At 42.9% G+C, this 24,945-nt stretch carries 22 protein-coding genes and 1 pseudogene; 6 read left to right on the forward strand and 17 right to left on the reverse strand.

Translation table 11 applies throughout. The annotated features are described in order from the left end of the window. Positions 1-192: 192 nt before the first annotated feature. The 3 genes from ASF12_RS20895 to ASF12_RS20905 all read right to left on the reverse strand — a co-directional run bounded on the left by ASF12_RS20895 (position 193) and on the right by ASF12_RS20905 (position 4,890). Complete coding sequence (locus ASF12_RS20895) at positions 193-1,791, reverse strand: response regulator transcription factor (RefSeq protein ID WP_056038908.1); 1,599 nt, start codon at positions 1,789-1,791, stop codon at positions 193-195. 25 nt (positions 1,792-1,816) lie between these two features. After that, a complete protein-coding gene (locus ASF12_RS20900; RefSeq protein WP_162241921.1) occupies positions 1,817-3,046 on the reverse strand; it encodes a sensor histidine kinase in 1,230 nt (409 codons plus the stop codon). 1,037 nt (positions 3,047-4,083) lie between these two features. Continuing rightward, the gene (locus tag ASF12_RS20905; protein ID WP_056038912.1) at positions 4,084-4,890 is read right to left on the reverse strand and encodes a PaaX family transcriptional regulator C-terminal domain-containing protein; all 807 of its coding nucleotides are present in this window, start codon (positions 4,888-4,890) and stop codon (positions 4,084-4,086) included. 113 nt (positions 4,891-5,003) lie between these two features. Between ASF12_RS20905 and ASF12_RS20910 the strand changes: the two genes are divergently transcribed. The 5 genes from ASF12_RS20910 (at position 5,004) to ASF12_RS20930 (ending at position 10,532) form a co-directional block, all read left to right on the forward strand. Further along, entirely contained in the window at positions 5,004-5,693 is a 690-nt protein-coding gene (locus tag ASF12_RS20910; protein WP_056038915.1) for a metal-dependent hydrolase, read from the forward strand. Between the two features lie 28 nt (positions 5,694-5,721). Then, entirely contained in the window at positions 5,722-6,642 is a 921-nt protein-coding gene (locus ASF12_RS20915) for an AEC family transporter (RefSeq protein WP_056038920.1), read from the forward strand. Between the two features lie 760 nt (positions 6,643-7,402). Further along, on the forward strand, positions 7,403-8,530 hold the full coding sequence (locus tag ASF12_RS20920) for a tyrosine-type recombinase/integrase (protein WP_056038923.1): 1,128 nt from the start codon (positions 7,403-7,405) through the stop codon (positions 8,528-8,530). A 196-nt stretch (positions 8,531-8,726) separates the two neighbouring features. Further along, on the forward strand, positions 8,727-9,602 hold the full coding sequence (locus tag ASF12_RS20925) for an AraC family transcriptional regulator (RefSeq protein ID WP_056038926.1): 876 nt from the start codon (positions 8,727-8,729) through the stop codon (positions 9,600-9,602). A 33-nt stretch (positions 9,603-9,635) separates the two neighbouring features. Then, positions 9,636-10,532, forward strand: a complete 897-nt coding sequence (locus ASF12_RS20930; protein WP_056038929.1) for an alpha/beta hydrolase family protein — start codon at positions 9,636-9,638, stop codon at positions 10,530-10,532. A gap of 294 nt (positions 10,533-10,826) precedes the next feature. Here ASF12_RS20930 and ASF12_RS20935 read toward each other — a convergent pair whose 3' ends face one another. From ASF12_RS20935 to ASF12_RS20955, 5 genes are all read right to left on the reverse strand, one after another. After that, positions 10,827-12,041: an IS110 family transposase gene (locus ASF12_RS20935; RefSeq protein ID WP_056038930.1), complete on the reverse strand. Its 1,215-nt coding sequence runs from the start codon at positions 12,039-12,041 to the stop codon at positions 10,827-10,829. 279 nt (positions 12,042-12,320) lie between these two features. Continuing rightward, positions 12,321-13,544, reverse strand: a complete 1,224-nt coding sequence (locus tag ASF12_RS20940; RefSeq protein WP_056038933.1) for a macrolide family glycosyltransferase — start codon at positions 13,542-13,544, stop codon at positions 12,321-12,323. A 69-nt stretch (positions 13,545-13,613) separates the two neighbouring features. Further along, entirely contained in the window at positions 13,614-14,978 is a 1,365-nt protein-coding gene (locus tag ASF12_RS20945; protein WP_081418956.1) for an MFS transporter, read from the reverse strand. Positions 14,979-15,174: 196 nt separating this feature from the next. Then, positions 15,175-15,459: a HesB/YadR/YfhF family protein gene (locus tag ASF12_RS20950; RefSeq protein WP_056038939.1), complete on the reverse strand. Its 285-nt coding sequence runs from the start codon at positions 15,457-15,459 to the stop codon at positions 15,175-15,177. A gap of 124 nt (positions 15,460-15,583) precedes the next feature. Continuing rightward, positions 15,584-15,952 (reverse strand): winged helix-turn-helix transcriptional regulator, encoded by a 369-nt coding sequence (locus ASF12_RS20955; RefSeq protein WP_056038940.1) that lies wholly within the window; start codon positions 15,950-15,952, stop codon positions 15,584-15,586. 138 nt (positions 15,953-16,090) lie between these two features. On the opposite strand from ASF12_RS20955, the gene ASF12_RS20960 reads away from it, so the two are divergent. After that, positions 16,091-16,417 (forward strand): hypothetical protein, encoded by a 327-nt coding sequence (locus ASF12_RS20960; RefSeq protein ID WP_155973328.1) that lies wholly within the window; start codon positions 16,091-16,093, stop codon positions 16,415-16,417. Positions 16,418-16,839: 422 nt separating this feature from the next. On the opposite strand, the pseudogene proA reads toward ASF12_RS20960, so the two are convergent. The 9 genes and pseudogenes from proA to ASF12_RS21010 form a co-directional block, all read right to left on the reverse strand. Next, positions 16,840-16,969: pseudogene (proA, locus tag ASF12_RS36625) on the reverse strand (glutamate-5-semialdehyde dehydrogenase); the annotation flags it as partial. A gap of 398 nt (positions 16,970-17,367) precedes the next feature. Continuing rightward, complete coding sequence (locus ASF12_RS20975) at positions 17,368-17,808, reverse strand: Rrf2 family transcriptional regulator (protein WP_056038957.1); 441 nt, start codon at positions 17,806-17,808, stop codon at positions 17,368-17,370. Positions 17,809-18,230: 422 nt separating this feature from the next. Continuing rightward, on the reverse strand, positions 18,231-19,598 hold the full coding sequence (locus ASF12_RS20980) for an MFS transporter (RefSeq protein WP_056038960.1): 1,368 nt from the start codon (positions 19,596-19,598) through the stop codon (positions 18,231-18,233). Positions 19,599-19,651: 53 nt separating this feature from the next. Next, positions 19,652-20,749, reverse strand: coding sequence for an NADH:flavin oxidoreductase (locus ASF12_RS20985; protein WP_056038963.1), 1,098 nt, complete (start codon positions 20,747-20,749; stop codon positions 19,652-19,654). Positions 20,750-20,818: 69 nt separating this feature from the next. Further along, positions 20,819-21,571 carry an amino acid ABC transporter ATP-binding protein gene (locus tag ASF12_RS20990; protein ID WP_056038966.1) on the reverse strand — a complete coding sequence of 251 codons (753 nt, stop codon included), beginning with the start codon at positions 21,569-21,571 and terminating at the stop codon, positions 20,819-20,821. Next, positions 21,568-22,287, reverse strand: coding sequence for an amino acid ABC transporter permease (locus tag ASF12_RS20995; RefSeq protein WP_327204932.1), 720 nt, complete (start codon positions 22,285-22,287; stop codon positions 21,568-21,570). Before ASF12_RS20995 ends, ASF12_RS20990 begins: the two co-directional genes overlap by 4 nt. A gap of 43 nt (positions 22,288-22,330) precedes the next feature. Further along, positions 22,331-23,278: an ATP-grasp domain-containing protein gene (locus ASF12_RS21000; RefSeq protein WP_056038969.1), complete on the reverse strand. Its 948-nt coding sequence runs from the start codon at positions 23,276-23,278 to the stop codon at positions 22,331-22,333. Positions 23,279-23,348: 70 nt separating this feature from the next. Continuing rightward, complete coding sequence (locus tag ASF12_RS21005) at positions 23,349-24,050, reverse strand: amino acid ABC transporter permease (RefSeq protein WP_056038974.1); 702 nt, start codon at positions 24,048-24,050, stop codon at positions 23,349-23,351. A 23-nt stretch (positions 24,051-24,073) separates the two neighbouring features. Next, complete coding sequence (locus tag ASF12_RS21010; protein WP_056038976.1) at positions 24,074-24,910, reverse strand: transporter substrate-binding domain-containing protein; 837 nt, start codon at positions 24,908-24,910, stop codon at positions 24,074-24,076. Positions 24,911-24,945 lie beyond the last annotated feature (35 nt).

Consider the following 24,945-nt stretch of genomic DNA (forward strand, 5'->3'; position numbering starts at 1 on the left):
TTCGAATAATGAATCTCCTTCATCTTACCTTCAATCCACTTTCAACACTTTAATAAATCCGTGCTCTTTTTTAAAAAATAAGTACTCTGCTTAGTAAATGAATCCCACTCTGTCTTCTTTACTTGATAAAAAAACAGCAACTCCGCCACCTCTTTTGGGTAACATAGTTGCCGTTGATTATTTTTTAGGGCTTTATATCTTCAGTACGTTATATTTGGCACGAAACGCATTTGGAGTTTCGCCTGTGATTTTTTTAAATACGGTGGAGAAATATGAAATGCTGTCAAATCCCGTTTGGGTTGCAATATGGCTAATGCTTTCCTTACTGTGGATAAGCATTTCTTGTGCAACCTTCACCCGATACTCATTCAAATACTCCTTGACCGACAAACCTGTTTCCAGTTTAAAGCGCTTAGCTAAATAGTCCGGCGTTAAAAACACGACTGCCGCTATATCTTCCCGATTTAAATCCTGATTGTAATGCTCATGGATGAATCTTTTTGCCTTTTCAACAACACCTTCCGAGGCGATGACCATCTTTAGAAAATCGATCGTTGTATTCGTTACATAATTTGCCCATTTCATGAATTCAAATACACTGGCATTCGAGCTTTGGGCTAATTGCTGAGCTACCTCATCCGAAAATAATTTATGAGCCTGGATATTGTTTTTATACAATAGGGCATAGACAACCTGTACGAAATCCTGGTGTATGGCACGTATTGTGATCACATCCAGTTTATTCAGGGCCGCAAGCGACTCTAATTCCTTTTTCAACAAATGAACGATCTTCACTCTTTCTCCTTGAATCAACAACGTATTCATTAGAGCAACATCGAGCGAATAAGGTTCAGAATGGGCATTAACAAAATGCTCCTTGCCATCATGCACTTTACCCTTATAAATGATGTTCTTTTTATCCATTTCCTCTAGCCTTATTTTAGCTTCGGCTATTTGGTAAATGGCATTCCCTTCTGCGAGATAGGAAGTAGCCGTGCAGCGGAACAGCTTTCTGCATTGTTTAATGAGTTTATTGCATTTATCCTTTACTACATCAATGGATTCCGCCCCAGGTATAATTAAAGCGCTGTAAAAAACATCCTCCATTTTGTAAGTCACGATTTGTGAATGATCGGTCGTACCAAACCACATTTCCGAACACAAGTTATGAAAGGCGTATTTGAACGTATTATCGCTCCAATCGATCTCCATATCCGTTTTACTGACGCAAGTAATCGCGAGAAGATAGCGTTCCTCCAAATGGATGTCCAAATCTCTTTTCCGCATTTCGGACTGAATGACATCGAGTCGAGGAGGTACCGTCGCAAACATAATGTCTCTCCAGAAGCCCTGCTCAACGAGATCGCGGTTTTTCAACCATGCCTGCCCGTACCTGCTGTATTCATTTAGTTCCCTTCTTTGCTTGATGACATCTATCGCCTTTATTAGCGACGTCTCAAGCTTATCTTTATCAAAGGGCTTAATGACATAAGCATCCGCATTAAACGAAATGGCGGTGGAGGCAAAATCAAAGCTCTCGTGACAGGTAAAGAAAATAAAGGCGCAGTCGTATTTTTGTTCTCTTACCCATTTGATCATATCGAGTCCGGTACCCTTTGGCATTTCAATATCGCATATGATGATGTCAGGAATGCTTTGTTCGAATAGCAGCTTCGCATCGGATATATTGTGTGCCGTCATGATTTTGGAAATACCGAATACATCCCAGTCTACGAAATCGTGCAAAACGTTTACGGTAGGGATATCATCGTCAATTAATAAACATTGCATCTGTTTCATCCCCTTTGTGTGGAGTTTACTCTTCGTTGTCCATAGGAATCATTATTTCTACTCTGGCGCCGGATGGCTGTATATTGGATAGCTTTAACAGCCTGTCCCGCTTGTATAAAAGCTTTAATGTTCTTTGGATGTTGCTGATCCCCACTTTTTCCCCCGTACCGCTTTGCTGCAGATCTGAAAAATTCACTTCTTCCATCATTTCTTCGGGGAAACCCTCTCCATTATCTTCTATTACTACCCGAAGGAAAGGTTGGCCATTTGTGAGAACGCTATCGACTTTAATAAAAATAGACAGCATTTCTTTAGGTGCTAAAGCATGCTTAAACGTGTTCTCAACAAAGGTTTGAATCAAATATTGCGGCAGCGGATAAGATTGCAATTCCCGATCGATGTCCGCCATGTGGAACACCTGATTCGGATATCTAATTTCTTGCATCTGGATGTAATTTTCGACATGCTTCATTTCTTCTTGAATTTGAACTTGAACCAAACCGCCTCTAAACATGTATCGTAAATGCTCGGATAAATGGCTGATTAACAGACGTATCTCCTCATTTTTGTTATGGTAGGTGAGGCTAGAAATGGTCGTTATCGCATTTAAGAAAAAATGGGGCCTTATTTGCATTTGCAAATATTTTAATTCCGTTTTGTTCCGCTCAAGCTTCTCTTCATAGGTGTTGATTTTCAACGTTTTAATTTCGCGTATCATCGAGGAAAAGGAATTGGACAACCGTGCAAACTCGATTGAGGAGGCTTTATTGGAAAATGAATAGTCCCAGTTGCCTTTTTCAACTTCTTTTGCGCCTTTTACAAGCTCTAATATGGGTTGAATCAAATCCTTTGCAAAAAATCTGAAGATAATCGGAGTGATGACGACCGCAGCTATACTTAAAAAAATAATAAGCCATTGAATCAATTCCAAGCCCAAGAAGACATTTCGACTTGCGACAACGTTCGTTAATCTTCCGAATTCAGGAATCTGCTCGGTAACGAAAAAATGCTTGGAGGTATAAATATGGTATTGTTTCTCCTTAGTAAGATCGACTGGATTTGTTGTAGAAAGCATACGGTCCGACTTATCGGTTAGGTAAAATAAGTTTTGTTCATTTGCATTTTTCTTTATGGCAGACATTAGCGTATCCGTCTTTATGACCGCTCCAAAGATCACATTCGAATAAGTAATCGATTTCAATAAATAAGCAACGCCGTTCACTTCGACAGGCATCCACTCTGCCGCACCCGCCACTTTCCCAGCTTCAAAATCATATTCCTTTAGAAAGTCAGTCAAAAACAAGCCTTCCTTCGAATACATTCGATTACTAAAGGAGGCTAATAAAAAGTCCTCATTGGGAACGGAAATAAATAATCCGTCACTTCCGCTCGTATTAGACGCCTTCGATGCCAAAATCTCCTGCAGTCTGATGGCTTCAAAATACTTCTGGCTCTCATCCTTTGTTCCAAACGTACTAAGGCTATTAATCTGTGTATCGAACACCTCTAACAAATCCCTGGATGTATTATTTAAGCTATTTTGAATACTGTTAATATAAATCGCCAATGTGTTCTTGGAGCTTGCAAGCTGATTTTTTCGCACGACTTCCAACGAATAAAAATTACTCAAGATCAGTGTGGCTAACAGGATCGCCAGCATCACCGTCATTTGCACAGTAATTTTTCTAATCATACTATGCTGCTTCAACATCTTGCTCCACCGCCCAAATGATCTTATGCGTTTTGCCTACGATTGATTATATACATTATTTCTAGTCGAGCCTACAACAATTCGTCTCGAACAATTTTTATTGAATTCTCGTTACTTTTAGTATAAAAACAGAGGCTTTTCCAATGTCCACTATAAGAAGCGTAATTCAGGTTTTATACGGTTTTTAATTAGGATGAAAGCCAGCAATAAGCATTAGACTCTCATAAACAAAAACGCAGCGGCAGATTATGACATATAATCCTTCTTTAGCGGTTTTCCCTCATACAAAAGATACCTTAGCTTTGTTCATACAAGCTGAGGTATCTAACCGATGAACGCGAAAAATAAAGGCTTAGACTGGACTCGTTGATTTTATGCGATTTTAGGTATAGAGAATCATCAGCTTTCAAGAAATAAGTGTTAGACTAACCCTCCGTAATAATGAAAGGCAGTCTGTAGACTTGGAAAATAAAGTCGTAGACTGCCTCTTATCATTGAGCTATCGTATCCCGTTGAATGCTCTCTTAAAAATCACTTTATTTTTTTCCACCTTAGCTATTCCATGTGCAAGAAGCGAATCCTTATAGAAACGGGGCAACGAACGATCTATACGGGGATAGCATAGGTATGGCATTCGCCAGCTGTCGCAGACATTGCTGCATTTCTTGGAAGCAGGCTCTTCCCAGCCAATTCTTACCCAACAGCTCCTCCGGTAACATTGGGTCGTTGAGACTTAAATCCGCTAACAATTCGCCCAATTCCAGAAATCGGACAAACAAGGCAAGACCGTCAGAAGGTTCTCGTAACAATGGATCAATTTCCGAAGCAAAATCGGAACGAAACCATTTGATTTTCGCTCTATAAACTTCATTTAAATCATCCAAAGGCCAAAGCCGCTTCACTAGAGCCAGTGGCTGCTCTTGTGAGACGAAAGATCCTTTCAGTAAGGTCAAACGACCCTCTAAGTCATATTGTTTGGCGAAACGAAGCACTTCTTCAACATAATCCCATGGGGTAATATATACGCTTTTGTACAACGCTCCGAATCCAAGCTGCAGCAGGTCGCTACGCAAAGAGTCCCGCTTTTTTCGTTCTGATTCAGGCACCTCAAACATGACCGTTAACCATTTACCGTCCCAAGGCTTTTCAAGCAGTAGCGGTTTTTGATTTATCGTCGTGATAAAGTCCAGACCCTGCCTCGTAATTTCGTATTTCGAACGTTCCTTCGAACATAGGTATCCTTCCTTTTTCATGTGAAGAAGTGCATTCCGAACGACTTGGTGGTCGATTCCTCGCGCTTCATAAATTTCGACAAGCCGTTTAACTTCGACACCTTCCGTCTTGGTCGAGGAGATCAGGAATAGAATTTGTTTTTCCAGCGATAACAAGGTAGAAACCTCCCAGAAAAATAAATGTGAATGTATTGACATTCCACTAAAACAATTATAACATAAAAATCAACGAACGAAGTTATTTTTGTTATAAAAAGAGGAGGGTACGTATGCAAATCTTATTCCATGGACATTCTTGCATCCAATTAACTAGCAGTTCTCATTCTATTCTCATCGACCCTTACATTGACGCCAATCCCGCAGCAGTCGTGAAAGCCAATGACATTCTCGCACATTATATTTTGCTGACGCATGGTCATGACGATCATATCACCGATGCGGTATCCATTGCAAAACGAAATAATGCTCCGATCATCGCTGTAGAAGAACTGGCGGAATACTTGGCTTCGCAAGGAGCAAAAACTGAGCCTATGCATGTAGGCGGCGAGTGGTCTTTCGATTTCGGTAACGTCCATCTTACTCAAGCCATTCATACCTCATCCGTACGGGCTGTTGACGGACAACGGCTATATGCGGGCGTCCCTGTAGGCTACGTAATCGAGATGGAAGGCAAGATTATCTATCACGCCGGAGATTCGGGATTGTTCGGCGATATGAAATGGATCGGCCAAAGATTCGATATCGATATCGCGTTCCTTCCCATCGGTGGCCGATTTACAATGGGACCTTCCGATGCGCTGGTTGCTGCGGAGTGGATTCAGGCTCGACATGTCGTTCCTATTCATTACGGAACGTTTCCTCTTATACAGCAGGACGGAGGAAGCTTTATTGAAAGTTTGTCCCGCAAAGGAATTTCAGGTACGGCCATGGTACCTGGCGAGATGATAGAGGTCAACTGAGAGAATATCCCCGAATGGAGTGGTAACAATGCCCATCCTTTATACGTTCTATCACATTATGCTTCCTATCCTGATACCAATTGGAATTGGAGCCATTCTTCATCGGCGTTTCAAGTTCGACTTGAATAGTTTTTCAAAGCTCATTATAAATTACTATGTACCTGCTTTAGCCTTCGTTAAAATATACGAAGCGGAATTGTCAACCAAACTAATCGCGTCCGTTTTCGGATTTTTGATGATCCAATTCATAGTTATTGTCATAATCGGATATGCGATTAGCCGGATCATGGGCTATTCCAGGCCGCTAGCCGCAAGCTTTTCCAACAGCGTCTCCTTAACAAACAATGGCAACGTAGGAATACCGATTAACGCATTAGCCTTCAAGCAAGATGCCTTGGCCATGTCGATTCAAGTCATCGTGGTCGTCTTTGAGCTCTTCGTTACGTTTACGTTCGGACTTCTTAACGCAAGCAAAACGGTCTCGGGATTAAAAGGATCGCTATTACAGTTTGCCAAAATGCCGGTTCTATACTCGATTGCAGCCGGTACGATATTGCGGTTCTGTCAAATACAAATCCCTGATCCGATTCTTCTTCCGTTGGATCAAATATCAACAGGAATGTTCGCTTTCGCGCTCGTCTCGATCGGAGCCCAGATCGCTTCTTCAAAGTTGCAGCAGCATACTTCGGCCGTTCTGCTCAGCAGCATCGTGCGACTGATCATATCGCCAATCTGTGCCTATGGGTTAATCCTGCTGCTGCACCTTGACGGCATTACCGCACAAGCCTTGTTTATTGCCAGCGCCATCCCGACATCACGCAATAGTGCTGCTCTCGCTCTCGAATATGGCAACGAGCCAGGTTTCGCAGCACAAGCGGTTCTTGTGTCAATGCTTCTAAGTAGCATTACGCTGACCGTTGTCGTAAATCTTGCGATGGTAATATTCTAAAAGAACCGGCAACTCGTTTGCGCTGTGACAAGTCGATCACGTTCAAAACAGAGCCTCGATTCAAAAAGGACCGAGGTTCCACATCTTGTAATATTCGCTTTCCCGTCAAGGCAAGTCCGAATCTTAATCGAATGCCTGACGAAGTTTTACTGCCGTTATGTCGTATTCAGCCAACGTTACTCGTTACTTCAAAGGATCTTGGTAATTCGGGGTATGCGGCAGTAAAAGCAACACCAGCATATCTTGAAGTTGCAGTTCCCTAGAGTCCTCAACAAACTTCTTACCCAGTGCATTACAAATTTAAGTTTGCGTTCCAAACATTGAAATTAGAATCACTAAGCAAATGATAACCCTAATGAGCTCTCTACCTTCCTTTACCTAAAATCACCAATCAGAACTCAAACTGTCACGGAAAGGAAGGTGTGATTCATAACGTAAACTGTCCTTAGCATAACACCGGTGCCGGTCTAATACTTTATTTTCTTAGTCTACAACTTTATTTTCCGAGTCTAACACTTTATTTTTCATTAATTAGACTATTATAAATAGTGGATACTATGTTCAATTTATGAGCATATATCCACTATATTTATATATGATAGATTCATTATTTAGACATCGAAGTTACTGTTTACAATGTATATAATGTAAGGATTAAATGCAACATATGATTCTATTTGTGGAGGGCGTAGCCCATAGCGGGAGGCGTAGAGTGGTTAAAAACCGAGCGTAATCAATTAATGTTGGAAGGTGAAAGTCGATGCGAGTACAAGAAGTTATCCTAATGGATAACAACAAACGTTACGTGTTGATAGATGGAAATGGTTTACCTGTGATCCCTGTTTTGAAATACCTAAAATACTTAGACAATACGGGAAAAAGTAGAAATACGCAGAAAACGTATTGTTATGCGTTAAAGCAGTATTTTGCGTACTTAAAAGAGACGAATAAAGATCACAATAATATTCGATTAGAAGACTTGGTGGAATTCGTTGGTTGGTTGCGCAGCCCTTTTGAAAGCAACAAGATAACTCCACTTAAACCGATTCAAACAAAGAGGACAGAAAAGACCATTAATCTAACAGTAACAGCTGTTACAAACTTTTATGATTACTTGTATAGAAATGAAGAGCTTCCCGATGATATGTCCGAGAAGTTAATGCGACAGGTATTTACTGGAGGAAGATCACGATATAAAAGCTTTCTGCATCACGTCCATAAGGACAAGCCGTCTATAAGAAATATATTAAAAATTAAAGAGCCACGCAAAAATGTTGAGACACTTTCAAAAGAACAAGTGCAGCAAGTGCTAAACGCAACAACAAACATCAGAGATCAGTTTCTCATCCAAGTGTTATTTGAAACAGGTTTGCGAATTGGTGAAGTCCTCTCACTCTATTTGGAATATTTTAAGTTTGATTACAGAGGCCATCGGATTTTTCTAAAAGATCGAGGGGAATTAGAAAACGGAGCCATGCTCAAAACAGGTGAGCGCGGAATATATGTGTCCCAAGCGTTAATGGACTTGTTTGATGACTACTTATATGAAGTCCTTGATGAGTTGGACTTTCGTTCCAATTTCGTTTTTGTAATTCTTCGAGGTGAAAATAAAGGTAAGCCCCTGACACTTACCGCTGTAGAAGCTCTTTTTAAGCGTTTAAGGGAGAAAACGGGAATTCGCAAACTTCACCCCCACCTTTTTAGACACACACACGCTACGATGTATTACCAAGAAACCAAAGACATAAAGCAAGTGCAGGAACGTTTAGGGCATTCGCAGATTCAGACCACGATGAATCTATACCTACATCTTTCAGAAGATGACATTCGTAAGGATTGGGAGAAAGCACAGACAGCATTTCAGATCAATATAAAGGATTCAAGGTGATTGAATATGAAAAAAACTATTCTACGTACATACCGTGAGGAATTGAGCTTTCATGAGAGATTAGAGCAAGAGCTTTCTGCTTATCCTGAGAAGACCATTTATATTGAACGGTAAGAAAAGTAACATTCCGCAAAAAATATCAAAACCGAGCGTTTCATCTGTCGTATAGTGATAATATCTCTATGGAGGCATTAATGTGAACTATAAAGATTCGGTAATCAAGGCCATTTCCTATATTGAAAATCATCTGACCGATGAGAGTTTAAGCGCCAAGGTTTCAGAAGCTGCCGGCTATTCGCCTTACCATTTTCACAGGATCTTCCTATCAGTTACCCGATCCTCCGTCTCAGAGTACATACGCAAGCGGAGATTGACGCACGCGGCATACGATTTATTTCATACCAACCAAAGGATCATAGATATTGCCATCCAGTACCGATTCGAGTCCCAGGAATCCTTCGCCCGAGCCTTTCGGAAAATGTTCTCCATCTCGCCAGGACAATTTCGCAAGCAAAGGGACATGAAGGACACGTTGTTCCGGGCCATGGAGAAGCTTCCTTTGGATGAAGTGGGGCTGCAACATTTGCATAAGGGCTTTTCCCTCGTGCCAGCTTTTGTCTGCCTGGACAATCTGCATTTGGTCGGCATGTCGATACCGGGTGTCAATTCGGACAAGGTCGGAATGCTATGGCGGAGCTTTAGGCAGCGTGTGTTTGAAATTAAGCGAAAACCGGATACGGAAGACATATTTTATGCGGTCATTGAACTTACGGGCGAGCAATGGGAAGTCACTTATACCGCTTGTGTCGAGGCGACCAGCGAGGAGAGTACGGTTCTCTTGGGAATGGTCGCTAAGCTGCTACCAGCGGCAACTTATGCGGTTTTTACTCATAAGGGGACATTAGCGAGACTCAACGATACGTTCCAATACATTTACGAAACGTGGTTACCCCAGTCAGGCAGCGTTCGTACGAATGCCCCGGAGTTCGCGCGTTACGACCAACGATATCTAGGACCGACTAACGAGGATTCGGTATTGGACATATATATTCCCGTTAGCTCGCCATCTTAGGAGCGTATCTCTCAAGGAGAGGAAGAAATCAAGATGAACAAAAAAGCAGAAATTAATGAAGGATACGCAGGATGCTGCGAGGTACAAATTACAGAAAACTCATTGAGGGTGACCTTTCCTATGATCGTGATGTATCCGACAGACGCACCGGAACAGGCTGATCGTCTAGGGCCGTATTCGTTGGAAGTGGCCAGAGACGCAGCGCCGAGGGAGGGAAAGTTTAGGTTGGTCCTCATTTCACACGGTACAGGCGGTTCGCCGCTTGTGTACTGGTCGCTTGCTCGGCATTTGGCACGCAGCGGCTTTATCGTTGGCCTGCCCGAACATCCGCACAATAACCGCAACGATAATAGTTTGGAAGGTACGGTCCAAAACCTCACCTATCGACCCCAGCACCTTCGCATGGCAGCCGACTGGTTTTTTGAAGATGAGAGGTTTAAGGGGCTTATCCAGCCGGGAAGCCTCTCGGTCATCGGGCATTCCATGGGCGGCTACACCGCGCTGGCAGCAGCTGGCGGCGTCCCGACCTCCTTCCCTAATGAGAGCCCCAATGGGAAGCCGCAGCAAATCGATGTCCTTCGCGATTCGCGAATCCAGTCCCTGATTTTGCTGGCCCCGGCGTCCGTTTGGTTCCGGAATGAGGGGGCATTAAGCGACGTTCGTCTCCCCATTCTCATGCTGGACGCGGAGCGAGACCCGTACACACCTCCATTTCACGCACAGATCATCTTGAAAGGTGTTGCCGAACCACGGATGATTCGCTATCGGACGGTGGAGAATGCCGGACACTTTTCCTTCCTGAGTCCTTTCCCAGCTGCGATGATTTCACCCGCCTTTCCCCCCTCACAGGACCCACCTGGCTTTGATCGCGTGCAATTTCACGAAACGCTGAAGACTGAGGTAGTAAAGTTTCTGTTGACTTATGATTAGGAAACGAAATGTATCGCAAGCGTATAAGTGTGCACTACCCATCGGGAGGGAAATATGATGTTTAATAAAAACGGGGATTTTTTTGACAGTACTGGCAAGTGGGGCTACATATTTCATTGGAAGCCGTTCGACAAAGGTAGATTCGGTGGGGTATTAAGCTAAAACCAGCTAATATCTTGTCAACATTTTTCTCTTAAATTTATTTGGCGTTGGCAGTATACTAAAAATAGGCGTGCTAAAGAACCTTCTCTGCAGTTGCTGGAAGGTTTTTCGTTTGAATGATAAATCTGCTAATTATGCTAAATCAACAAAGCTCTCTTGCTTCACTAATAATGCATAAATCCAGTGCAGGAGCTTGTTAACACACGCAATCAGAGCGACGCGATAAGGCTTTCCTGATTCGCGCTTCTTGTCGTAAAACTCACGTAGTCTCTTGCTGCCTGACTTCCTAAGACCGCACAATACGGCGAGATATAAGGCGTGTCGTAGCTTTTTTGAACCACGTTTGGTAATGCGATTGCTGGTAGCTGTGAACTTACCTGAAGCGTAAACACTAGGGTCAATTCCTGCGAAAGCAACCAGCTTTTTAGCGTGATTAAACCGATGGATCTCCCCGATCTCAGACAGAATCGTTGCAGCGATTTTGCTTCCTATACCGGGTATCGATTGGATAATCTGATAAGCCTCAACTTCTTCAGCAAGAGCATCAACCTGACTTCGTAGATGGGAAAGATGCTCTTGGTACTGAAGGAGTAAATCGATGTATAACACTAAGCTTATCAAATGGCTACTGTAGCCTACTTTCTGAAAAGGATTGTTAGCTGCAGCTGCCAGGATAAGGCCTGCTTTTTCGTCAGCCCAGCGATCAGATCGACTTGGGCATAGGCATGTAATTGTGTTGGCGATATTCGCTTCTCCAGCAACTTGAAAGGCAGTAGGAGTCGTAAATTGCTTAAGAAGTTGCAGAGAGACTCTGGAATAGAGGTCACCGAAGATACCTCTGTAGTCTGGGAAAACCTGATCTAAAACGGCTTGGAACTGAAGTTTTACCTGTACATACATTTGCGTAAGAGAGTCATACTGACGCGTTAAATGTCTAAGATTCAATAATTGAACGCCACGTTTTTTATGGTCTTCAAATTCCTCTTTGTAATACAGTTCACATAGCCGGAAGGCATCAACCGCATCCGTTTTCACTTTGCGTAGACTTGATTTCTTGGCTTGATGTGAAATGAGAGGGTTTACGACTAAGAACAAGATGCCGTGCTCCTCTAAATACTGTATAACAGCTTGGTGATAGTGGCCCGTGGATTCCAAAATAACAATCGGGGCCTTTTCAGCCTTAATCTGCACGTTGGTAATGACGTCTAGAAGCTGCTTAAGACCATCTTGATTATGCTGAAAACAAAATGGATGTCCAAAGGGCTGGCCTTTGTCTAAGAAAACTTGTCCATCACTTTTACCTTTTGAAATATCCAGGCCAATGACTGACCCAGGGGAACGACCGATCTGCCCCGGCTACTGACAAATACACCACCAAAATAAAAAGTGGTCAACCAGTAATAACTGGCTGACCTCATAATACGATGGGAACGATAGTTAAACATAAAGGGTTCCACATATTAGTCATGCATAATATGTAGAGCCCTTTATTTAACTTGATTTTTTTAAGTTTAGGTCTTGATAATTTTCAGTCTAGTACTATATTTTCCTTAGACAACCGAACTGTTTTTTTGTTTTTTACACTGTCCACTTGACAGGGAGCACTTCACTTTGAATGGAACACCACTAAATTGTGTAACTTCCTCGGGCTGAACCCATATGACTCATGATCATTTCGGCGGCCCGCTTGTAACCGCCAGCCTGGCGTAAAGATTCACCGATGAGGTAAGCCTGCCGTTTATAATGTGAATTGTGTAGGACTTCTGTTAACGCCTCTCTCAAATCAGTTGCACTGAGGTTATGTTTATTCAAAGTAATACCCGCGCCCAACTCCTGTACCCGATCTGCAACAAGAGGCTGATCTGACGTTAATGGGATCATCACCATCGGAACGTTGTAATATAGCGCCTCACTCGTGCTGTTCATTCCAGCATGTGTAATAAAAACATCTGTATGCTGCAGCATGTCCAACTGTGCAATGTATGGCTTGACGATAAAATTAGGAGGAATTTGTTCCGTCAGCGGCTCCATATCCGTGTATTTCCCTGAAGATAGAACAACATTCACGGGTAGATCCCCTAATGCTTCAAAGCAAAGCTGATAGAAATCCAAGTTCTTATTTAAAATCGTACCCATGGCAATGTACACGGTTTGAGGGTACCGTTCACGAAGCAGCTCGAACGAGAAGGCCGGAGCATCTTGACGTGTTATGATCGAAGGACCAGTGAAAATAAAACGATCATCCAGCTTTTCTGCCTGCGGCTGAAAATAACGGCTGGTGTACACGAGCTTTAACTGACCTGCATGTGCCGGAATCTCTTCCATGGCTGGAATACTCACTTGAAACTCTTCGGATAACTCAGTTGTTATCTTCATCGTTGTCTCATAAAGCTCCTTCGTCTCCGTCTCATTAAGGTCTGATCCAGACCCGAGAGGCTCTACAAAAGCAAAGGAGGCAATCGAACACACCGCGGGAATTCCCAGTTTTTCTGCAAGAATAGTCCCTCCCCATCCCATCAGGGAATCAAAGATTATATAGTCAAACTTTTGATTCTCTATTACTCGCAGCACATTGGGGATGATCCTCCGAATGATACCGCTTACCATCATATAAATGAACTGATAAGAATGCTTGTACTCCTGGGGTTTCAACACCGGATCATGAGAGAAGGCATCTTGTGGAAATGGATAGGTAAGTATCTGGGCACCAGTTTGTTCAATTCGGGAACGATACTCCTCCGTGCACACATAGATGACTTCCTCACCATTGTTCGTCAACTGAGTAACTAATCCTAACGACGGATTCACATGTCCTTCAGCTGGAGTAATGACTACTAATACACGTGCCATCTTATCCACCTCCCAATGCAATTTGTCCCCCGTTCTTCGTGATGTATTTAACGACGCGGCCGTCATCCGTTACATGGAAATGTTGTCCTTCACCTGGCTGATCGGATGATGTTCTTGATGAACGAGTTTGTTAATTCGTAGTGCTGCCAAGAAACTTAACAAGACCAATAGTAATTGCAGTGTTAACACGATCAAAACGCCTGTCGATATGCCCCATTGTAAAGTTTCGGACAAGGCAATCAGAGCGCCACCAACTCCAATGTTTACTCCCATATAGAAGGAATCCACAAATTGCAGATTCGCGGACATTTCTCCCTCTTTCCTGGGCATGGCATGTTGTAAAGCAATGGCTGCAGTAGTAGGGTTGGCCAATCCAACACCGAACCCTGTAATCATTTGCGAGAGAAGGATGAGTATAATTCCACCGTCCGTCAAAATAAGAGCCAGGATCACGAGTTCAGTTCCAGCGATCATAATCCCAATGCCGGTCATGACTCTGCCCTTTCGGGCAAGACCTTGATCTCGTGCATCAAGCTTGGCTTGCAACCACGCTGCGGCGGACCAGCTCAGAGAACCTGCTGCTACAAGAAGGCCAGCAAGGTCAGCTGATAACCCCTTCACTTCGGTTAGTGCCAAGATCACAAAACTTTCCGTTGTAAAATAACAAGCAACATATAGCCCTCTGGAAACCAAAGTAGCAGGCAATCCTTTTTTTACCGAAAAAGTGCCCACAGGCAGCAGTTTACGCATTGGTGGGATCATGACGACTAATCCACCCAAAGTGAGTACTATGCCTTTCCAATCGGTTATCATACCAAGTCCTGTGAGTAACAGCCCCGTTCCAACGGCAAGTAGAATCGCATAAATAATCTTCGAGTCGGTTGCTCGCGCTGGACCTGTCAGATCTTGCCGAAGCTGCAAATCACGGAAAGAGCGGAATGTAAGACTGAGCGCCAATCCAATCAAAGGTAGAACGATCCAGAAAACATATCGCCACGAGATATAGGAAGCAATAAGGCCTGCTACATAAGGCCCGATCAAGGAAGGCAGTACAAATGCCATGGAGAATGCGGCCAGGATTTGAGTACGAAGTGCATCTGGATAATGCAATGTCACACAGGTATAAACGCATGTGATCAGGGCCCCCGCTCCAAAACCTTGAAGGGCTCTTCCGGCAATAAGCATGTGCATATCGAAAGAAATAGCGGAGACCACAGTTCCTAGCACAAAAACACTAAAAGATACCAGCATGGATGTAAAAACACCGCGCTTGTCAACCTGCTGACCCATAACCAAGGTTCCAATAAGCTGAGATAACAAAAATGCGCTGAAGATCCAACCGTATAAATGAATGCCCTCTAAACTTTGTGCCATTTTCGCGGCAATAGTCGTGATAGCCAGTCCTTCGAAAGCTACGGTTGCCAGAACCAGCATAATACCAATTGTAGGCGCCCTGTACTGAGCATCAAAAATCCCAATCTGATTGTTGTTTGTCTTCCACACCTCCGTAATTTGATGGTTATTATGGTAAATTAAACCTCTTATCATTCTGAATATACATTAAGCATTCTACTTTGTAAAGTTAAATGTTTAAAAAGTGGGGTCGTGCTCAAGAATATGATCCACATATTCAATAGGAGATTTTGATTGAAAATATGCCATTTTCATTACAGTCAATTTGGAGAAGTTCATCCTGTAAGATCCAGGCATCTGTTTTTTCAACAAAGAAATGAAATCCTTCAATGGATTGAACCAATGCGGGATCGACCGGTGTAGCACTCGCATTTATGCCAATCGTAAAAGCATCTGAGCCTCCGATATATTTTGCATAAATCCTTACATATTGCCCCTCTTCCAATTCCCATTCATTCTTAAATGAATCGCTCGCTTTATCAGATACTACAAAAGAAATCATTGCTCTGCACTCCTTCCTTCAGTTCAATCACATTTTTTTACTTCGCCACGATAATTGGCCATTCTGAAACTGGCCCCGCATCCACACGAAACTTTAGCATTTGGATTATTCATGGTGAATCCGCCTAGCATTCCACTTTCTTCATAGTCAATCTCAAGACCATCAATAACACAATGTCTTCTTCTGCCTGCTGCTCATCCACGATAAGGGTATAAGATAAACCACTGCTTCCCCCTTCATCATCGCCTGCTCTAAGGAAGGCATTTTGGATATTCGCACTAGGGCGTGTCAGAATTGTTCTTTTGACCAAGTTATCATGTTGAAGACCCTTTAAACGTCTGGAGAGGATCATTTCGGAAATGGAAGGAATGCTTTCGAAAATTTCACCGAATTTCTTCGGACCTTGAGAAAGGGTGCATAAAATATGGATCGTCCATTTCGTTCCGATGATGCGATAAGCTGTAAATATTTTATTCGGATCTTCAGTGAACAATGGTCTGTACACCCACCTTCTTATTCATCAGCATTCTTTAAAATGTATTTTTAACCGCTACACATCCTTAATGACGTGTAACGGTTTTTTTCATATTAGTGGCGTTGTGGTGAGATCCGAGTACTCGCAATTATACTCATGACGATCAGTCCATCACACCGGGATAATACCGAGAGGGGCTGTATTTTACCGACCCTTTCCAGTGAATTATCCAGATCATCAGAAGAGGTGCGTAAGGTCATTACCAAAGAGTTGAAACGAATTATTGAATTTATCTCTGATTTGGCGGATATAGATAAGTCTACTGGAAGTGCTTTGCTCAGTATCACGGTCGGATCGCTTGTGCTGGCACGTTCCGTTGATGATCTCAGCATGAGCGATAGCTTCCTTGCTGCAGGAAAACAACACGCCAAGAATTTACTGCAACATTCAATACCTACGTACGATGATAAAAAATTGACTTAATGCCTATGATACAGAGAATAATTTTCTTAAATCATCGTTACTGTTAAAAAAAGAGAAGAGACAAATATCACTTTTCAGTCGATATTCGTCTCTGTCTTTAGCTGCTATATTTAGTTTTAGTTTTCTAACATTCCATATATTGGTTACAAAATAGACAGGAAACTGTATGTTTTCCATGAATGATTTTGCATCATCATAGATAGGTGGATTACACCAATGTTCGACCATCATGTCGCATAGTTCTTTTGCACGCTCCTGCGATTGGAAATGTAAAAGGAGTTCAGTAATTCTTCTGGCGTCTTCGCATTTCCACTTTTGAAAACCCGCTTAATCACTTCATAAGATATAGGTCCGTTTTCATATACAACTGTTCCGTAAAAATCGAGAAATATTACTTTTATTATCGTTACCTCCATGTTTTATTTTGAAAATTCTATACCGATCTCCGCATCGAAGCCAAATTCACCCCCTGGTAAACCTTGTCGAGGAATTATGATAGACAGCCGCTGCATCCACTACTTTCAGAAAACGTAAAGCGTTCCTGTAGTCTTCATCCCTTCTTGAGTCAAATATGCTTTATGAATCACCTCAGACATGGAGTAACTCGTTCTTTTGAAGAGCCTTCATGTAGTTTTCTAAACTTATAAACCCATATACGAACTCTATCTTAATCTTGTATTCTAAACTTTTCAGTAATTTGTCTGTACGTCCACTTAGCTTCTTCATCTAAACGTAAGGCCTCTTGCCTTTTTTCCTTTGTGTATGATTTATTTGGCTGCTCTATCTTCCTCATAAAAAAATACACCCCCTAAAGTATCATCGGATTCCCATACGGGTTTTTCCAATATCCACTTTAAGGGGAGTACTTCGTAGTATGGGAAGGGGATCTTGGAATGCTACTAATAGAGCTGTCTCAAAATGAATTGCGAGTTAAATGTTATCCTTGCCCTTTACTTGCTTGATAACTGCATCGTATCTGTTAATAAGTCTCCAATTGACGATCTAGCCAATTCAGCTTTCATGGCCTGCTCCGCAGAGAAATATAGAGGCTCTAAAGCAGAACTAATATTCCCTCCGATTGGACAGATAGGGTTTGGCGTACTGTGATGATAATCAAAAAGTTCTTTCTGCTCAACCGCTTCATAAACGTTTAATAACGAAATCTTCCTAGGCTCTACTGCCAAGCACCACCCTGCTCCTGTACCATGCCTTACATTGACCAGCCCCGCCTTGGATAACGTAGACAATATTCTGCGTATAAAAACGGGGTTGGTATTCACACTTTTTGCTATAAACTCTGAAGTCAAATATTCTTTTGAATGTTCTGTGGCACTGTAGGCCAACAAAGTCAATATATGCAGTGCAACGGTATAACGACTTACGACTGCCATTGATTTCCCTCCTCCATTCACGCTAGTAATGAATAGCGCCTGATTCAATATCTTGTTCTGTTACATAACAGAATGGACTTTTTCCGCAAGTTATTCTCGGCCGCATACTCAGCCAGAATAGAATCGAGTAGCCTTATATGAGAAGCAAAGTTGCTGTGACTTCAAACTGCCCTTTTCCACTCGATTTATCATATCAGGATTTGATATCAGGTACAACGTCTAGCTGTATGAGTGGAGGCTCTCACACGGTTTGAGGTACTGTCAATCGCGGCCGCATAGATTCGATTTGATTTATACCGCAGCGATGCCTAGATTGACCAATTGACACACCGAACGTCAAAAATGCGGTTTTTGCGCTGTAATTTTGCATCGTTTGAACACAAGCCAAGTCTCACTATTCCGGAAGGAGGAGGAGGGATAGCTTATGAGGATATAGTTAATTTACGATAAAAGTATGAAAAGCAATTAGTTAATAATGCGAAGATAAATAATCCCCAAAATATATTAGCGTAAGCGATTGGGAAAGAATAATTATGTTGCCAACGCAGTGCACTAGATACCCCAGCAATACCAAATGCGCCACTTAAAAACTGTAAAAGTTGATATAGTCCTATACCAGAACTAATTTCCGATGGAGGAAGGATACGGGATATTTCATTAGAAACACTGCTTCCAAGCATCGTAAATCCAAGATTCATTAATAAAAAGACAAATATATTGGCGATCCAGAACCGAACGCCTATAATCGCAAATAGACATGTAGCTGCAAGAATAAGGATTGGTACAAAGCGTAGTATACTGCTATTGCCATTGCGATCAATTATGGCACCTATCTTCCGTGAGGCAAGCATAGACAACAACGCCCCTGGAAAAATAACAAAACCCGCCTGACTGGCACTTAAATTAAAATGATTTATTAACACCTGAGGAAGTAAGTATAAGGATGAGAAATTGCACAAATAAGCTAATATCCCTATTAACGATAATGAGATATAGGTTTTGTTTATGAATAAAGAAGGTTGAACAAATGGTTTTGGCGTACGAAGTAATCGAAAAACAAATAACACAAGCCCAAGTAGACCAATACATAAAGATGACCATGATTGATTAGTCAAAAAAAGGAGTATGCCAGCGGTGCCGATGCTGATATAACAGGCTCCCTGCACATCAAACTTTCCTTTTACAAATCGTTCTTTCGGTATTAGTCGAAATAGGAGAGGGACAAGTATCAATGTTAAAGATGAAATAGCAAAAAGGTATTGCCAACCCAAAAATTCTACGACAAATCCACCAGTAATCGGTCCAAGACCAAGACCAAGCGAAACGGAGGACATAATAATGGACATTGTTTTCCCTCGCCGCTTAATGGGCACATATCTGGTTAAGAGAACGATGGATAAAGATATAATAGCCCCAGCTCCAGCAGCTTGCATTATTCGGGCGATTAATAATACCCAAAAGTGATGACTAAAAAAACCTACAATAGAAGCAAGTCCAGTAGTTACGAGGCTAGTTGTAAACAATAAATGGATGGGAACAAAGTCTGACAGCCTGCTATATGTAATCGAGGCAATAGCAAACATGATTGAATACCCTGTTATTGCTAAAGATATCGTTGATAAAGGCAATTCAAAAAAATGAGATAAATCTGATATGGCCAGATTGAACATAGCAGTGTTCATGATGACGAGCACAACTGCGAAGCCCACTAAGAATATAATCAGCCCTTCTTTTGGAAGAGCGGCCTCCATTTTTTGTGTAACAGGCTGGTTGGCTTCATTTGTGCTCATCCAATTTCTCCTTATCCAACGAGAAAAGCCCTGCTCACACAGGGCTAATGCTCTTAGTTTAAATGTTTTAAGATTTCGCTGTCGTAGGTTGTCCAGTCCGAAAAACGGGCTTCACTAACTTGTCGCACCCACAGTGGATTCGCTAGCAACGACCTTCCGATTGCGACCAAATCCGCCTCGTCCTGCCCCAGTATTTCCTCAAGCCGCTGGATTTGTTCCGTCTGCTCCCAAAAATCTTTTTCCAAGGCTACCGAGCCTACAGTTATAGTGGGCAGTCCTGTCAATTTCTTGGTCCATCCAGCCAGATTCAGTTGGGAATTCTCAAACTCCGGCTGCCAAAACTGTCGGGTGGAAGCATGAAATACATGGACCCCTGCATCGACTAGCGGACTGAGGAATTGCTCCAGTTGCTTCGGTGTTTCTACCAGCTTGGCTTCATAATGATTTCCTTTCCATTGCGAGAAGCGGAACAGGATCGGAAAATCGGAACCAACGGCTTGACGGCATGCCTGAACGACCTCAGCCGCAAAGCGGGTACGGCTTATGAAATCCCCACCGTATTTGTCCGTTCTTCTATTGGTTTTTGCCCAGAAAAACTGATCAATCAAATAGCCATGTGCTCCGTGAATTTCAATTCCGTCAAAACCAGTTCGCTTTGCTGCGGCAGCAGCCTGCGCATAGGCCGACACCAAATCTGCGATTTCGCTTTCAGACATTGGTTCGTTAACTTTATTGCCATCGGCATCCAGACCCGATGGACCGATTGGTAATGCCTCCGGATTGGGCAAGCTTCCTATTTTTCTTGCGGTTCCCAGGTGCCATAATTGAGGAACAATTTTCCCACCCTCTTCATGGACAGAAGCAACAACCTTTGCCCACCCTTTGAGCGCCTCCTCTCCGTGAATATGCGGCCAATTTGGACTGGCCGATGCAGCGGGATGATCAATAAGGGTTCCTTCTGTTATTATCAGACCCACACCGCTTTCCGCATGGCGACGGTAATAGGCTGCTACATTTTCATCAGGAACCCCATTTTCAGAAAAACCTCTTGTCATAGGAGCCATGACAATCCGATTTTTTAAGGAGAGGCCGGAAATCTCAACCGGCTTGAATAAGCTATCTCGTACTGACTTTAAACGTTGATCTACCATTTTTCATGTCATCCTTTCGTTTCCATAAAATCAGATCCATTCGGAATTCAAAAAAGAGCAATAAAATAGCTATATACTATAACTGTGGTCGTTCATAAATCGCTGAAAAAATTGACGGGTTCTCTCTTCCTTAGGCTGATTGAACAAGAGCTCCGGCGTTCCCTCTTCGATGATCTTCCCGTCTGTCATAAAAATCACATGATTTGCGACTTCACGAGCAAAATTCAACTCATGCGTGACGATCATCATCGTAATCCCTTCTCTTGCAATGTTGCGAATGACTGCTAGCACTTCCCCTACAAGCTCGGGATCAAGCGCAGAGGTAGGCTCATCGAACAAAATAATTTCCGGATCCAGTGCAAGTGCCCGGGCAATTCCTACACGCTGCTGCTGACCGCCTGAAAGCTGGCTTGGATACGACTCCAATTTATCGGACAATCCTACCTTTTCCAATACGGCTGCGGCTTTCTCCTTCGCTGCGGTTTTACTTTGTTTCTGGGCGACGATCAGGCCTTCCATCACATTTTCCAATACGGTCTTATGCTTAAACAAATTATAATGTTGAAACACCATGGCCGTTTTTCGGCGTAATCGAAGCACCTCCCGTTTGGTTGGTTTTTGGCAGGAAACCATCGTATCCCCAACCGTAACCACGCCCTCATCCGCCTTATCTAAAAAATTGACGCAGCGAAGCAATGTGGATTTTCCTGAACCGCTCGGGCCTAGAACCGTCGTGACTTCTCCTGTCTGCACCAAAAGATCAATACCCTTCAGCACCTCATGTTTACCGTATGATTTGTGCAAGTTTGTCAATTTGATCATGCTACTCCCCCGTCGCTATAACTCTTCCAACGTTTCTCCAAGACAGCCGCAATTCGTTCAATGAACAATACAACTCCCCAGTAAATCAACGCCGCAGCCATTAGCGGTTCAAGGAAGCTCCACTTTTGGCTCCCCAACATCATCGCGACTCCGTTGATCTCCAGTAGAGTGACCAAATAAGCCAAAGAAGAACCATGCAAAATACCTACTATTAAGTTGCATATCCCAGGAATACTGGCGCCAAGCGCTTGTGGAAAAACAACTCGATAAACCGCCTGAAACGTCGTCATCCCGACTGAGTATGCCGCTTCCAACTGCCCCTCCGGTACGGCCATAAATCCTGATCTAATAATTTCTGACATATATGCTCCAGCCGTAAGAGACAAAGCTGCTATGACCAATGCAGTCAATGGAATATCTTTGGAGTAAATTCCCCAATGATATTGAGTCGCTATCACATCCCAAACCATAGGAAGGCCTAAATATACAATGTACAAATGCAAGACGACAGGCGTTCCCCTTGTGAAAGATACATAGAACTCAGCGAGTGGATGAAGAATCACTGTTTTTTTCAAACGAATCAAGGCCACTGTCAGCCCAACGATTAAACCGATGACAATTGACGAGATGGTAATATACAAGGTAAGCGGTAAGGCACCAACAATTTGGTTCAAAGCTTCCCAAAAAAATGAAAAATCGAAAGTAATCGATGCCACCTCCCGAATGTTAACGTACGGACAGCTATTAGAAGTCTGACTTTCACTTCTTCGCCGCGTACCATTCCTGCAAATATTTTCCCATCGTCCTAGCGATCGCTTTCATCCCGCCAACACCAGCAATGGCTTCCGCTTCTGAATTATAATTCGTATTCGTATTGATATCGTACGTATAAGCGGTTCCCTCTCGATCCGTAATAAATTCTATACCGGCAAAGCTAATGCCGTTTTTCTTTAACATTGCTTCATAAACCGGGATAAGCGGACTTTCAAACGACTCTAAGACTTGAAATTTCGCTTTAACTGCCTGACCAGGCGCCGGGCAAAATCTGTCGCCAATTTGGCATGCATCGGCTGGGCACAGCTCGAAACCTTCGGACGTATCGACACGGACAGCGTAATAAAATTTTCCATCGATAAATTCACATCGGGTAATATATTGCTCTTCGTTATGAATGTACTGCTGCAGCAGTGTAATCCCGTCGATTGGTTCTTCGAACGACGGACTATTCACATACCGTTCCAGATCTTCATACTTGTCGAACAGGTAAACACCCAGCCCTTTACCTGCCCGATTATGCTTGGTTATGAAAGGACGATAAGGGAAACGGCTTGCTTCTTGCAACAGCTCTTCCTTGCCGACCGCTGCAACAGTAAAAGGAATTTCCACCCCATAGGAATGCAGTTCCAGATATTGTTTGATTTTGCTAAGCTCCAGTTCAAGCGCACGGCTCTCGTTGAGCACCTTACGACCATGATGCTCAAGCCAAGCCAATACATTCGATGTATATTCAGGAGCAAAGCGATGTCCTCTCGTATGGGAAGAAGCACTCATCCGATTGTAAAAAACCCCTTGGGGAGGAGCTTGACTGATGTCGAGCACACCATGATCGAGATGCCATAATTCATACGGGATATTTTCTTCTTCCAACGCTTGTTTTAAAGGTTCGACCCAGCTATCATTCTCATGTATCACATACGCTTTTGCCATTATTGTGACATTCCTTTCAGTCCGCACTTCCACTTTGTATGCTGACTCTCCGGCGTGCGGACTACCTATTTCAGCTGCTTGTCATGATACGTGTATATCGTTGCATTTTATGCTCTATGCGCGCGAACACATATTGAAGTGTCAAACAGATGATATAATAAATAATCGCTAAGCTGATATAAACTTCAAGCAACCGATAAGAAACGAGTCCGATTGCTTCTCCACGTCCCATCATATCCATCACTCCTACGGAAAAAGCGAGCGAGGTATCCTTCAGACTCGCTACTACTACATTTGACAGATGGGGCATGGCTATGCGAAATGCTTGTGGAAATACGATGCGGAAGAAGGTGCTCCAGCCTGTCATACCGACGGAGGCCGCCGCTTCAGACTGCCCCCGATCAACGCTATCGACAGCAAGTCGATAGATTTCAGCCAGAGAAGCACCGGTATTCAGCCCGAATGTAAGCACAACAAACACGGCAGGAGAGACCCTCGATAAGTCCACGCCTAGAGGTTTCAGCAATTCCGGCAGCCCATAAAAGATCAGGATGAGTTGAATAATAATTGGCGTACCCCGAAAAAAAGAAATACAGGCCCCACTCCATCCGTTCACAATCGGCCATTTGTACAGACGGGGGGCAGCTAGAAGCGCCCCCACGACGCTACCAAGAATCAATGACAAGACGAGAATCATCAATGAAACAGGCAAATAGTGTATTAAAATAAGCAAGTATTTCACAACCGATTGCCAATCAAAAGTGTTTCCCATTCATTCGACTCACCTTTTTAACATTATTGATAATCCCTTTTCAGCCATTGTTCCGCCAATTTTGTCAGCGTCCCGTCCTCCTTCATTGCTTTTAACGCTTCATCCACCGCATTACTGAACACCGAACCATCCTTTTGGCGGAAAGCGAAATATACGCCCGATTCTGTATGAAGATTTTCGCCAATCAGTTTCAATTGAGCGTTAGCATCACGATTTAAGCTTTTTGCCAGACCTGAATCGATGACCGTTGCATCCACACGACCAGACTTAAGTTGATTAACCGCATTTGTATAATCACCATATATCACTTTGATTTCATTTTGATGATCTTTATTGTATTTTTCGACAAGTGCAGCTGAACTGGTCGACGGTGGGACAATGACGGTCTTTCCTTTCAAATCATCAATGGAATGAATGCTCGTGTTGGATTCATTGACAGCCACCAATAATTCAGATGAATCATAGAATTCTTTATTGAAGAGATATTTAGTTCTTCTTTCTTCATTTTGTTCCAGATGCATCGCAATAAAGTCAATTTTTTGAGCTTCCAGACTTAAAAACAAATTTGGAAAGTCCATCGTTTCGAATTCAAACTCGTATTGCGGCAACCTTCTATCGATTTCCCGTACAACCTCCACATCATACCCAGTCAGCTTCCCAGCATCGTCAAGAAAAGATACGTTTTTAATAACGGCCGACGTCCCGACTTTAATCAACTGTGGTTTCTCTTCGTTCGATGGAGACGAGCCGTTGACCGAGGTAACTGCCTCATTGTTCGCTGCTCCGCATCCTGTCAGAGAGCTAGCAATGATAAGAGAGATTGATACTATCAATATATTTTTGAAATTCAAAATCCTCATTCAAATTTGCCTCCAATAATTATTTTTCTACGTTA

Origin of the sequence: Paenibacillus sp. Leaf72 (assembly GCF_001422685.1) — a bacterium.
In the GTDB taxonomy this organism is placed as follows: domain Bacteria; phylum Bacillota; class Bacilli; order Paenibacillales; family Paenibacillaceae; genus Pristimantibacillus.

Bases quoted from the DNA above. Each gene is read 5' to 3' on its own strand.
- ASF12_RS20990 (WP_056038966.1), bottom strand. From the start codon at position 21,571: ATGATCAAATTGACAAACTTGCACAAATCATACGGTAAACATGAGGTG.
- ASF12_RS20960 (WP_155973328.1), top strand. From the start codon at position 16,091: ATGACGATCAGTCCATCACACCGGGATAATACCGAGAGGGGCTGTATT.
- ASF12_RS20920 (WP_056038923.1), top strand. From the start codon at position 7,403: ATGCGAGTACAAGAAGTTATCCTAATGGATAACAACAAACGTTACGTG.
- ASF12_RS20895 (WP_056038908.1), bottom strand. From the start codon at position 1,791: ATGCAATGTTTATTAATTGACGATGATATCCCTACCGTAAACGTTTTG.
- ASF12_RS20930 (WP_056038929.1), top strand. From the start codon at position 9,636: ATGAACAAAAAAGCAGAAATTAATGAAGGATACGCAGGATGCTGCGAG.
- ASF12_RS20915 (WP_056038920.1), top strand. From the start codon at position 5,722: ATGCCCATCCTTTATACGTTCTATCACATTATGCTTCCTATCCTGATA.
- ASF12_RS21010 (WP_056038976.1), bottom strand. From the start codon at position 24,910: ATGAGGATTTTGAATTTCAAAAATATATTGATAGTATCAATCTCTCTT.
- ASF12_RS21005 (WP_056038974.1), bottom strand. From the start codon at position 24,050: ATGGGAAACACTTTTGATTGGCAATCGGTTGTGAAATACTTGCTTATT.
- ASF12_RS20940 (WP_056038933.1), bottom strand. From the start codon at position 13,544: ATGGCACGTGTATTAGTAGTCATTACTCCAGCTGAAGGACATGTGAAT.
- ASF12_RS20985 (WP_056038963.1), bottom strand. From the start codon at position 20,749: ATGGTAGATCAACGTTTAAAGTCAGTACGAGATAGCTTATTCAAGCCG.
- ASF12_RS20980 (WP_056038960.1), bottom strand. From the start codon at position 19,598: ATGAGCACAAATGAAGCCAACCAGCCTGTTACACAAAAAATGGAGGCC.
- ASF12_RS20910 (WP_056038915.1), top strand. From the start codon at position 5,004: ATGCAAATCTTATTCCATGGACATTCTTGCATCCAATTAACTAGCAGT.
- ASF12_RS20945 (WP_081418956.1), bottom strand. From the start codon at position 14,978: ATGCTGGTTCTGGCAACCGTAGCTTTCGAAGGACTGGCTATCACGACT.
- ASF12_RS20975 (WP_056038957.1), bottom strand. From the start codon at position 17,808: ATGGCAGTCGTAAGTCGTTATACCGTTGCACTGCATATATTGACTTTG.
- ASF12_RS21000 (WP_056038969.1), bottom strand. From the start codon at position 23,278: ATGGCAAAAGCGTATGTGATACATGAGAATGATAGCTGGGTCGAACCT.
- ASF12_RS20950 (WP_056038939.1), bottom strand. From the start codon at position 15,459: ATGATTTCTTTTGTAGTATCTGATAAAGCGAGCGATTCATTTAAGAAT.